The sequence below is a fragment of the Serratia myotis genome (assembly GCF_027474885.1).
GTDB classification, from domain to species: domain Bacteria; phylum Pseudomonadota; class Gammaproteobacteria; order Enterobacterales; family Enterobacteriaceae; genus Serratia; species Serratia proteamaculans.
In genome coordinates this window covers 2,220,872-2,232,257 of sequence record NZ_CP099707.1, presented here as the reverse complement: position 1 = coordinate 2,232,257, position 11,386 = coordinate 2,220,872, and the positions used below count along the sequence as shown (strand labels likewise).

At 53.8% G+C, this 11,386-nt stretch carries 12 protein-coding genes; 8 read left to right on the top strand and 4 right to left on the bottom strand.

Translation table 11 applies throughout. The annotated features are described in order from the left end of the window. The first annotated feature begins 279 nt into the window (after positions 1–279). The gene (aldA, locus tag NHG65_RS10590; RefSeq protein ID WP_499183287.1) at positions 280–1,719 is read left to right on the top strand and encodes an aldehyde dehydrogenase; all 1,440 of its coding nucleotides are present in this window, start codon (positions 280–282) and stop codon (positions 1,717–1,719) included. A 35-nt stretch (positions 1,720–1,754) separates the two neighbouring features. Here aldA and NHG65_RS10585 read toward each other — a convergent pair whose 3' ends face one another. Further along, the gene (locus NHG65_RS10585) at positions 1,755–2,171 is read right to left on the bottom strand and encodes a DUF2000 domain-containing protein (RefSeq protein ID WP_099064856.1); all 417 of its coding nucleotides are present in this window, start codon (positions 2,169–2,171) and stop codon (positions 1,755–1,757) included. 207 nt (positions 2,172–2,378) lie between these two features. On the opposite strand from NHG65_RS10585, the gene NHG65_RS10580 reads away from it, so the two are divergent. From NHG65_RS10580 to NHG65_RS10565, 4 genes are all read left to right on the top strand, one after another. After that, positions 2,379–3,602: an MFS transporter gene (locus NHG65_RS10580; RefSeq protein ID WP_499183286.1), complete on the top strand. Its 1,224-nt coding sequence runs from the start codon at positions 2,379–2,381 to the stop codon at positions 3,600–3,602. A gap of 107 nt (positions 3,603–3,709) precedes the next feature. After that, positions 3,710–4,456 carry an SDR family NAD(P)-dependent oxidoreductase gene (locus NHG65_RS10575; protein ID WP_207977840.1) on the top strand — a complete coding sequence of 249 codons (747 nt, stop codon included), beginning with the start codon at positions 3,710–3,712 and terminating at the stop codon, positions 4,454–4,456. A 16-nt stretch (positions 4,457–4,472) separates the two neighbouring features. Continuing rightward, positions 4,473–4,691 (top strand): tautomerase family protein, encoded by a 219-nt coding sequence (locus NHG65_RS10570; protein WP_099064853.1) that lies wholly within the window; start codon positions 4,473–4,475, stop codon positions 4,689–4,691. A 274-nt stretch (positions 4,692–4,965) separates the two neighbouring features. Continuing rightward, complete coding sequence (locus NHG65_RS10565) at positions 4,966–6,087, top strand: AI-2E family transporter (protein ID WP_099064852.1); 1,122 nt, start codon at positions 4,966–4,968, stop codon at positions 6,085–6,087. Positions 6,088–6,194: 107 nt separating this feature from the next. On the opposite strand, the gene tnpA is transcribed toward NHG65_RS10565, so the two are convergent. The 3 genes from tnpA to icd form a co-directional block, all read right to left on the bottom strand. Then, positions 6,195–6,653, bottom strand: a complete 459-nt coding sequence (gene tnpA, locus NHG65_RS10560) for an IS200/IS605-like element IS1541C family transposase (protein ID WP_129935314.1) — start codon at positions 6,651–6,653, stop codon at positions 6,195–6,197. 225 nt (positions 6,654–6,878) lie between these two features. Further along, a complete protein-coding gene (locus tag NHG65_RS10555) occupies positions 6,879–7,277 on the bottom strand; it encodes a hypothetical protein (protein WP_499183285.1) in 399 nt (132 codons plus the stop codon). Between the two features lie 414 nt (positions 7,278–7,691). Further along, complete coding sequence (gene icd / locus NHG65_RS10550; protein ID WP_099064850.1) at positions 7,692–8,945, bottom strand: NADP-dependent isocitrate dehydrogenase; 1,254 nt, start codon at positions 8,943–8,945, stop codon at positions 7,692–7,694. 132 nt (positions 8,946–9,077) lie between these two features. Between icd and rluE the strand changes: the two genes are divergently transcribed. The 3 genes from rluE (at position 9,078) to mnmA (ending at position 11,384) form a co-directional block, all read left to right on the top strand. Next, complete coding sequence (gene rluE / locus NHG65_RS10545) at positions 9,078–9,704, top strand: 23S rRNA pseudouridine(2457) synthase RluE (RefSeq protein WP_099064849.1); 627 nt, start codon at positions 9,078–9,080, stop codon at positions 9,702–9,704. 34 nt (positions 9,705–9,738) lie between these two features. Further along, the gene (locus NHG65_RS10540; RefSeq protein WP_099064848.1) at positions 9,739–10,185 is read left to right on the top strand and encodes an NUDIX hydrolase; all 447 of its coding nucleotides are present in this window, start codon (positions 9,739–9,741) and stop codon (positions 10,183–10,185) included. Positions 10,186–10,280: 95 nt separating this feature from the next. Next, positions 10,281–11,384: a tRNA 2-thiouridine(34) synthase MnmA gene (gene mnmA, locus NHG65_RS10535; protein WP_499183284.1), complete on the top strand. Its 1,104-nt coding sequence runs from the start codon at positions 10,281–10,283 to the stop codon at positions 11,382–11,384. The last annotated feature ends 2 nt before the right edge of the window (positions 11,385–11,386 follow it).

Genomic DNA, 11,386 nt, shown 5'->3' with positions numbered 1-11,386 from the left:
TGATGAGGACAAAAAACAGGCGTGAAGGAGTCTATGAATATTGCCCGGCGCGCAACCTTAGCCTGACTGCCAGTTCTGACGGAAGCTGGCAAAATCCAAGGGATAACGCTGACCGGGATCACAATTTCATCGCAAGGCTGCATGGGTTGAAGGCAACGACCTGAAGAGGATGGTCAGAATGCCATTCTGGCGGCGAAGCTGGCAGTGAGGCAAAGGTTTTTAACACAGGAAGGTCATTACCATAACAAGGCATTAATAATAATCCTGTGGAGCCCTGCCATGACCCAGAACCAAAAACGGATGTATATAAACGGTGAATTTGTTGCCCACCACACTGGGCGCTGGATTGATGTCATCAACCCGGCCACCGAACAAGTGATGATGCAAATCCCGCAAGGCGGTGCGGACGAAGCCAGACGGGCCATTGATGCCGCCGAGGCCGCACAACCGGGCTGGGAAGCGTCACCGGCGGTTGAGCGCGGCCAATGGCTGCATCGGCTGGCCGCCGGCGTGCGAGGCAGAGAGCCGGAACTGACGAGGCTGATCGTCGCCGAAGGCGGGAAAACGCCCGAGTTGGCCAAGGTGGAAGTGCTGTTTACCGCCGACTACCTCGACTATATGGCCGAGTGGGCGCGCCGCTATGAGGGTGAGATCATCCAGAGCGACCGACCGAATGAAAACATCTTCCTGTTCAAAAAAGCCATCGGCGTGGTGGTCGGTATCCTGCCGTGGAACTTCCCGTTCTTCCTGATTGCGCGCAAGGCCGCACCGGCGCTGCTGACCGGCAATACCATCGTGATCAAACCCAGCGAACTGACGCCAGGCAATGCGTTGCTGTTTGCCGAGATCGCAGATGAAATTGGCCTGCCGCCCGGCGTGTTTAACCTGGTGACCGGCTACGGGCCGGAACTGGGCCAGGCGCTGACGGCCAATCCGAAAGTGGGCATGGTCAGCCTGACCGGCAGCGTCGGCGCCGGTGTCGCCACCCTGCACGCCGCTGCGGACAACGTCACCAAGGTGTCGCTGGAATTGGGTGGCAAAGCCCCGGCGATTGTGATGGCCGACGCCGATCTCAGTCTGGCCGTCAAAGCCATCGTCAGCTCACGCGTCATCAACAGCGGCCAGGTATGCAACTGCACCGAACGCGTTTACGTACAGCGGGACATTTATCCGCAGTTTATGACCCTGTTGACCGAGGCTTTCCGTCAGGTGACCTTTGGCGATCCTAATCAACAAGCCGGGCTGGATATGGGGCCGTTGATCAGCGCAGAGGCGGTTCAACGGGTGGAAGATAAAGTGGCGCGAGCGGTCAGTCAGGGCGCGACGCTGGTAATGGGCGGCAAGCGCGAGGCTCGCAGCGGGTACTTTTTCCCACCCACCCTGCTCTGCGACGTACAGCAAGAGATGGAGATTATGCATCAGGAAATTTTCGGTCCGGTGCTGCCGGTCAGTTGCTTCGACAGCTTTGACCAGGCGATGGCTATGGCCAACGACAGCGAATACGGTCTCACCTCATCTATTTTCACCCGTGACCTCAACGTGGCGATGATGGCGATCAAGCAATTAAAGTTCGGCGAAACCTACGTCAACCGTGAAAGCTTTGAAGCAATGCAAGGCTTCCATGCCGGCTGGCGTAAATCCGGCATTGGCGGTGCCGATGGCCGTCACGGACTGGAGGAATACCTGCAAACCCAGGTGGCCTATCTGCAGTTTCAGTAATTAATGCGCCTATTGCGGGGCCCCATCACGGGGCCTCAGCGGTAAACGGAGAACTTTTTGGTTAGTGGTTTGAGCTGTTCGGTATCCCCGTACAGTGCTACCGCCACGAACTCCAACTTTTCATATTCGGTGTTGGCGGTATCGGCGATTTGTTGCTCTGCCGAATGTGACAGCATGGTGGTGGTAAAGAAGTTGGCCAGGACGCCCTCTTCCTTGCATTTCAGGACCAGATTACTGAGCTGGCTGCTGTTTTTTGCCTGCAGGATCACGATCGGATAATGGCTCATATTGGCGCTTACGCCTTCGATAGCGCTGGGATAATGATGAAATTCGCGCTGTTCGATCAGATCGGTAATCCCCGCCGTCAAATGGCAGGACGCATTGAACAGGGTTGCCGGTTCATGGTTGCGGTTCAGGATGATATAAAACTTCTTCTCGTTGTCGCTGTACATACACTTCTCCTTGGTGAAGCAAGTGTTTTACCCGTCCCTTAAATAAGTTTCAATGATGTAGATCAGCCAAGCATGGCTACAGGGTAATAGCGCGGCTCGGCAATAAAGCTCGAAATGTGCGGTTCTGACAGCCAATAGAGCCACAATTGAACTGTCGATAATTTCGGCATAACGCATAGTCTGATTTTTATCTCCCAGGAGAAAATCATGACTGCGACCAGGCTCGACGCCGTGGGCTCAGCGCCAGCCCCCGCCACGCAGTGGCCGGCAATCGTCAATGTGCTGTTCGCCGGTATTGCCGTGGCGCTGCACGTGGGCAAAGCGACTATTGCCCTGCCGGAACTGCAGCACCAATTCGGCCGGTCGCTGGAGTCGCTGAGCTGGATTATTTCGGCCTTTCCATTTATCGGCGTGTTCGGGGGCATCGCCGCCGGGCAACTGGTGCGCCGCTGGGGCGATCGTCGCTTGTTGGGCCTGGGCTTGGTGATCGTCAGCATTGCCAGCTTCGCCGGAGCGACTCAGCACGACTTCACCGGCTTGATCGTCACCCGGGTTATCGAAGGGATCGGCTTTGTCATTGTGGTGGTGGCTGCACCGACCGTGCTCACTCGGGTGGTGGCACCGCAACAACGTAATCTGGTGTTCAGCATCTGGAGCACCTTTATGCCGGCGGGCATGGCGATCTCCCTGTTCTTCGGCCCGCACTTCGCCGACTGGCAACAGAGCTGGGTCGCCGGTGGCATTCTGACCCTGCTGGCGGCGCTGTTGTTACCGTTCACCACGCCGCGCATCGTGACAACCGCCGCTGCTGCCACGACGGTGAATTTGCGTCAGGCGCTGGCCAGCATCCTGCGTGCCCGGCAACCGCTGCTGCTGGCCCTGATCTTCACCACCTATAACCTGCAGTTTTTCGCCGTGATGGCCTTTCTGCCGATATTCCTGATGCAGCGCATCGGACTGACACTGGCCGCGGCCGGCGGTGTCAGCGCAGCGGTGATTGCGGTCAATATTCTCGGCAATCTCTTCGCCGGTGTATTGCTGTCGCGTGGCCTGCAAGCCCGTACCCTGCTCGCCATTGCCAGCATGCTGATGGGGCTTGCCGGAGCCAGCGTCTTCCTTTCGGCCACACCGAATGCCATGCTGGTTCCACTGTGTTTAATGTTTAGCGGTATCGGCGGCATGCTGCCCGCCACCATTCTGGCTGCAACACCGGCGGCTGCACCCCAGCCCACGTTGATTCCCCTGAGTCTGGGGTTAGTGATGCAGGGCATTTATCTCGGTCAGGTGATCGGCCCGATTGTCTTGAGCACTCTGGTGGCCTATGCCGGGTGGACAGCGCCCTCCTTTATGGTGTTGGCCGCTGCGGTTCTGGGAAGCCTGTTGGCGTTAACGCTGACATCCAGGGTCAAAAATCCACCAGGCGGCGCATGACTCATTACACCATGTATAAAATCAAATGACTCTGAGCCCATTTTTCTCTTCGCACATAAGCATTATCGTTTCAGCCACACCAATAATGACTTTATAGAGAACAGATAATGGACAGAGTAAAAACGGTTATTGTTACTGGCGCATCCAGCGGGTTGGGTTTCGCTATTGCACAGGCTTACCTGGCACGCGGTTACAATGTGGTGGGGAATGCACGCTCGCTGGACCGTTTGCAGGCGGCAGCAAACCAGCTCGGTAATCCTAAAAACCTGCTGCTGGTTCCCGGTGATATTGCCCAGCCGGAAACCGCAACTCGTCTGTTCGAACAAGCGGAAGAAAACTTTGGCCAGGTCGATATTCTGATCAACAACGCGGGGATTTTCCTGTCCAAACCGGTGACAGACTATACGGAGGAAGATGTCGACGCGATGTTGGCCACTAACCTGAAAGGATTCTTTTATCCCTCACAGGCCGCCGCTCGGCACATGATGCCGCATGGCTCCGGGCATATTGTCACCATTACTGCCGCCATCGCCATGCAGCCCATCAGCAAGGTCCCTGCACTGCTGCCGGTTATGGTCAAGGGCGGGCTAAATCAAGCCACCCGTGGGCTGGCATTGGAAATGGCACCGCATAATGTGATGGTTAACGCCGTCGCCCCCGGCATTATCGCCACCCCACTGACCATGAGTCATCAGGATGAAGAAAGCCTGACGTTTATGAAAAAAATGGCACCGACCCACCGCATTGGCCAGCCACAGGATATTGTCGATGCGGTGCTGTACCTGACCGATTCCAACTTTGTCACCGGCACTATCGTCACCGTTGACGGCGGCACTACTGCCGGCGTCTGGTAATCAAGGAGAACCTGCAATGCCCTATGTAAATATTAAAGTCACCGACGAAGGGGTCACGGCGGAACACAAGCGCCAATTGATCGAAGGGGTCACCGAGTTGCTGGAACGCGTGCTGAATAAGCCTCGCCACGCCACCTTCGTGGTGATTGACGAAGTTGCTACCGACAACTGGGGCATCGGCGGCGAAACCGTCACCGCCCTGCGAACCAGGGAGAGAAGTGAGGTTAAGCGATAACTCTCCCTGTTTTTCCCCCTCAATCCCCTCGCCGCGACCATCCAACCCGAACCTGAAAATGGGGTTGGATGAGTCAGGTACAGGGGATTTTGTACGACTTCCCGGCTTAAATATCCCTACAAAATACAACATTATTAATAAGTTTTATTAATTGTTCGCGCATAAAATCCGCTACCTGTTACGCGTTTGTAATGATAGGGTTTGTTCTTCAAGAAGTGTCAGTGTCAGTGAATACCGGCATTGGCAGGCAAAATCTATCATCAGAGGGACGGGTATGATGTCTAAGGGTATTTCAAAGGGATTCTTTATTCTGATCCTTTTTATAGTGACCGCGGCTTTTCTGGACGTATTGGGTCCCTATTACTCGTCAGTGCTGTGGGCCATCATCCTGGCGGTGATTTTCCACCCGGTGAAACAAAAACTTAAGCAGTATTTGGGCGACCGCAATGGCCTGGTGTCGTTTTTGACGCTGGTAGTGATCTGTCTGATCGTATTTACCCCCTTGGCTATTATCGCTTCTTCACTGGCGATTGAGCTTAACGTCGTCTACACCAAATTACAGGGCAATAACACCCAATTCCCGGTCATTGTGGCCGATACCCTACAGTTACTCCCCAACTGGGCGCGTCATTTCCTGACAGAGCACAACCTCGACAACGCGGCTGAAATACAAAAGAAACTTTCGGAAGTGGCTCTGCAGGGTGGGCAATACCTGGCCGGTAGCGTGTTCCTGATCGGCAAAGGCACGTTCAACTTTGCCGTTGGCTTTGGCGTGATGCTTTATCTGCTGTTCTTCCTGCTGAAAGATGGCGCTTATCTGGTTAATCTGACGCTCCAGGCGCTGCCATTATCCGAACACGTTAAACATCATCTGTTTGTGAAGTTCGCAGCCGTTTCCCGCGCGACGGTAAAAGGCACGGTCGTGGTGGCGGTAGTGCAAGGCGCGCTCGGCGGCCTGGCGTTTTACTTCACCGGCATTGAAGGCAGCCTGCTGTGGGCCGCGTTGATGGCCTTCCTGTCGATCATCCCTGCCGTCGGTTCTGCCATTATCTGGGTCCCCGCCGCCATCTATTTCTTCGCTACGGGTATGCTGTGGAAAGGCCTGTTCCTGGTGGGCTTCTTCGTGGTGATCATCGGTTTAGTCGACAACATTCTTCGTCCACTGCTGGTGGGTAAAGACACCAAGATGCCGGATTATCTGATCCTGATTTCAACCCTGGGTGGCATGGAGATTTACGGCATTAATGGCTTCGTCATCGGCCCGCTAATCGCCGCCCTGTTCATCGCCTGCTGGAATATTCTTTCCGGCCGCGACAGTGCAGCAACCACCGATGAGATTGATGAAGATTTTATCGAGGAAGGCAAGAATCATCCGGACGCCACCAAGGCGGATTGAATAAATATCCTCCGGCATAGCCGGAGGTTTTTCATATGCGCCTATAAGGCTCTGTTACCAGCCGCGCCCTAACAGGCGCATAGCAATCTGACATTTGCATCTATGGATTACTTACGGCCCGTAAACGGGCTACCTGGATACGGGATCGAGAGTTGCTCACCCATTTTATCCTCTTCCAGTTGGTGCTTTATGTATTCTTGTATCCTGGCCGTGTTTTTCCCTACCGTATCAACGTAATACCCTCGGCACCAAAACTCCCTGTTACGGTATTTGAACTTCAAATCCCCAAACTGCTCATAAAGCATCAGGCTGCTCTTTCCCTTCAGGTACCCCATAAACCCCGATACACTCATCTTCGGCGGGATTTCCAGAAGCATATGAATGTGATCCGCACAGCATTCCGCTTCCAGAATATTCACGTTTTTCCATTCGCACAGCTTTCTTAAAATACTGCCAATCGCTTTGCGTTTTTCCCCGTAGAACACCTTTCTTCGGTACTTCGGCGCAAAAACTATGTGATATTTACAGTTCCATCGGGTGTGCGCTAAGCTCTTTTCGTCCCTCATTGGGACCCCCTTTTGATTTCTTGTTGAACATTTGCAGTTGCCAGACCGCAAACTGTTTTAACAAATCAAAAGGGGTTTTTATAACTGGCTCAAAGCTGAAAGCTTTACTGAACCCCCAGCCTAGCTGGGGGTTTTCTGTGCACAATAAAAATCCCCTGTTAACAGGGGATTTAAAGTTAAACATTAACGAATACTCCGCACAGAGCGGAGTATTTCACAACGACATTATGCCGATTTAATCAACCGCGTATAATTTGCCTGAACCGTTGGTCCCCAAACGCCATCACGTTGCCGCACAGTACCGCCAACAATATTCTGGAACCCGACGCACTCACCATGAACGCAGATCACAGCACTGAATAAGGTTCGCTCATTTAAGCCATGAGTCTGCATGTAAACATCTGTTGGAAGCGGTTTGCCTGCCGCATCAATGGGAATTTCCAACATGCTCACGCTGTGGTTGCCAAATGATTCCCCCTCGCTGAATTTATATAGCTCAACGTAGTTCTTCCAAACTTCCACACCATCAACTTTATAATGACTTTGCAACTCTGTCAGCGACGCACCTGCATCATCTTTCATTGCAATAGTATCGAATCCAAACTCAATTGTTTGATTGTCCATTATTAATCTCTCTCTGCCTTTCCATTTTAATTATCAGGTTACAAACCCGAGCCATTGTCGATAACGACGCGGTCAGTTTATGTGGCATGGGGGGTATAACATACTGAATGCCGTTGTTTGGTCCCTTGGTAAACATTGGAGTATATCGACATGCAAGGTGTGTTTTTTGGGGAGGGTCAGTCCTGAGAAGCTCAGACCAACAACAGAACATATAAAGGGGATTAACAATGTAGACAATTTTCCACGAACAGCACTTGCTATCATCATGAACGGGCCAAGGATTGGTTCATTATTGCCCTCTAAATAGGAGGGTTTCATGCAGATTTTGATAACTTATTTTGATAACCGTTGCAATTTGAATAATAAAAAACGGGAACCATTAGGTTCCCGTTATCATTTAACGCTAAAACACCATTACATGTGTTTAACGATAGCGTCACCAAACTCTGAACATTTCAGCAGCTTAGCGCCTTCCATCAGGCGTTCGAAATCATAGGTCACGGTCTTGGCAGCAATTGCGCCTTCGGTGCCTTTAACAATCAGGTCAGCCGCTTCGAACCAACCCATGTGGCGCAGCATCATTTCTGCAGACAGGATGATGGAACCTGGGTTCACTTTATCCTGACCGGCATACTTAGGTGCAGTGCCGTGGGTGGCTTCGAACAGGGCGCAGTCGGAACCGATGTTGGCGCCAGGTGCGATACCGATACCGCCAACCTGTGCGGCTAGGGCGTCGGAGATGTAGTCACCGTTCAGGTTCATACAGGCGATCACGTCGTATTCAGCCGGACGCAGCAGGATTTGCTGCAGGAAGGCATCGGCGATCACGTCTTTAACCACGATCTCTTTACCGGTGTTCGGGTTCTTGATTTTCAGCCATGGGCCGCCGTCGATCAGCTCACCGCCGAACTCTTCGCGCGCCAGTTCGTAGCCCCAATCCTTGAAGGCACCTTCGGTGAACTTCATGATGTTGCCTTTGTGAACCAGGGTCACAGAGTCGCGGTCGTTGGTGATAGCGTATTCGATCGCTGCACGAACCAGACGTTTGGTCCCTTCTTCAGAGCATGGCTTCACGCCGATACCGCATTGCTCTGGGAAGCGGATTTTCTTCACGCCCATTTCGTCGCGCAGGAACTTGATCACTTTGTCTGCTTCAGCAGAACCGGCTTTCCATTCGATACCTGCATAGATGTCTTCGGCGTTTTCGCGGAAGATCACCATGTCGGTCAGCTCTGGGTGTTTAACCGGGCTTGGGGTGCCCTGGTAGTAACGCACCGGACGCAGACATACGTACAGGTCCAGTTGCTGGCGCAGGGCCACGTTCAGGGAGCGAATACCGCCACCGACTGGGGTAGTCAGCGGGCCTTTGATGGCAACGCGGTAGTCACGGATCAGATCCAGGGTTTCTTCCGGCAGCCACACGTCTTTCCCGTAAACGTGAGTGGATTTTTCACCGGTGTAGATTTCCATCCAGGAGATTTTACGTTCGCCGTGGTAGGCCTTTTTCACTGCTGCATCAACCACGTGAATCATAGCAGGGGTAACGTCAACGCCAATGCCGTCGCCTTCGATAAACGGAATGATCGGGTTATTCGGAACAACCAGTTTACCCTGGGCATCGACCGTAATCTTTTTACCTTCTGCCGGAACAACTACTTTGCTTTCCATCAACCTCTCCTTCAAGCGCAATTTTTGTTAATGCTTTGTAAGATGCGTGTAGATACTACTGGAATTTTCTGTCCGCGCCAATCCGAAACGGATTCGGTTATAATGCGCCTATCATCCGTAATCTCAACTGTTATGAAAAAATTCCCTGTTAGAAATCACAAAGTTAAACGATTCAGCCCGCCTGATGCCGCCAAACCCGCTGTAGCACAAGGGCCGCGTCGCGTGGTGTTATTCAACAAGCCCTTCGATGTGTTACCCCAATTTACCGATGAGGCCGGCCGCACCACGCTGAAAGAATTCATTCCTTTTCCCGATGTTTATGCCGCAGGACGCCTGGATCGCGATAGCGAAGGATTATTGGTGTTAACCAATGACGGCAAACTGCAGGCACAGCTCACCCAACCGGGCAAGCGTACCGGTAAGGTATATTACGTGCAGGTCGAGGGGGCACCGCAGGACAGCGATTTGGCTCCCTTGCGCAGCAGCGTCACGCTCAAAGATGGCCCGACCCTGCCGGCTGGCGTAGAGTTGGTCGCCGAACCACAATGGCTGTGGCCGCGCAATCCACCGATCCGCGAGCGCAAATCAATCCCGACGGCCTGGCTGAAAATCACCCTGTACGAAGGGCGAAACCGTCAGGTACGTCGCATGACTGCACATATCGGCTTTCCTACCCTGCGGCTGATTCGCTACAGTATGGGTAATCTTTCATTGGGAGAACTGCAACCCGGTGAATGGAAAACCCTTGATTCGCTGTAATCAGTCCGCCAAGCCGCCGTTGTAAGGGGTCGCCATGTTTAAACCACACGTTACCGTTGCCTGCGTGGTTCACGCCGCCGGCAAGTTCTTGATTGTCGAAGAGACTATCAACCATAAGGCGCTCTGGAACCAGCCGGCCGGTCATCTTGAGGCCGACGAAACCCTGGTGCAGGCCGCCGAACGCGAACTGTGGGAAGAAACCGGCATCCGCGCCACGCCGCAGTCATTCCTCAAGCTGCACCAGTGGATCGCGCCGGACAACACGCCGTTCCTGCGTTTTTGCTTTGTGATTGAGCTGGAACAGCCGTTGCCGACCGAGCCGCACGACAGCGATATCGACCGCTGCCTGTGGTTGAGCGCCGACGAGATTTTACAGGCACCCAACCTGCGTTCCGCGCTGGTAGCGGAAAGCCTACGTTGTTATCAGCAGCCGGAGCGCTACCCGCTATCACTGGTCAGCAGCTATAACTGGCCATTTTGAGATGAATAAGTGCCGTGCGCCGACGAGGCCAACGTGGTAAAATCCTGCGCTTGTTTTTTATCAGCACGGTTAGTGTTCAAGTTCGCGAGATCCCCATGTCAGACAACAGCCAGAAAAAAGTAATCGTCGGTATGTCCGGCGGCGTCGACTCTTCCGTTACTGCCTATCTGTTACAGCAACAGGGCTATCAGGTCGCTGGGCTGTTTATGAAGAACTGGGAAGAAGACGATGACGAAGAATACTGCTCCGCAGCGACCGATCTGGCCGATGCGCAGGCGGTGTGCGACAAACTCGGCATCGAACTGCATACGGTGAATTTCGCGGCAGAGTACTGGGACAACGTGTTTGAGCTGTTCCTTGAAGAGTACAAGGCCGGCCGCACGCCGAACCCGGACATCCTGTGTAATAAAGAAATCAAATTCAAAGCCTTCCTGGAATTCGCCGCAGAAGATCTGGGGGCCGACTTTATCGCCACCGGTCACTACGTGCGCCGTCAGGACGTGGACGGCAAAAGCCGTCTGCTGCGCGGTGTCGACGGTAACAAAGACCAGAGCTACTTCCTCTACACCCTGAGCCACGAGCAGGTCACACAAAGCCTGTTCCCGGTCGGTGAATTGGAAAAACCGGAGGTACGCCGCATCGCCGAACAGCTGGAACTGGTCACCGCCAAGAAAAAAGACTCCACCGGCATCTGCTTTATCGGTGAGCGCAAATTCCGCGACTTCCTCGGCCGTTACCTGCCTGCACAGCCGGGCCCAATTGTTAGCGTCGACGGTCAGACCGTCGGTGAACATCAAGGTCTGATGTACCACACCCTGGGGCAACGCAAAGGGCTGGGCATCGGCGGCATGAAAGACAGCAGCGAAGATCCGTGGTACGTGGTGGACAAAGACGTCGCCAACAACGTACTGGTGGTCGCGCAGGGGCATGAGCACCCGCGTCTGATGTCCGTCGGGCTGATCGCGCAACAACTGCATTGGGTTGATCGCCTGCCGCTGAGCGGGCCGTTCCGCTGTACGGTGAAAACCCGTTATCGCCAGCAGGATATTCCTTGCACCGTCACCCCGCTTGACGAACAACGCATCGAAGTGCGTTTCGACGAGCCGGTTGCCGCCGTCACCCCAGGCCAGTCAGCCGTGTTCTATCAGGATGAAATCTGCCTCGGCGGCGGCATTATTGAACAGCGTTTACAGGAGTAATC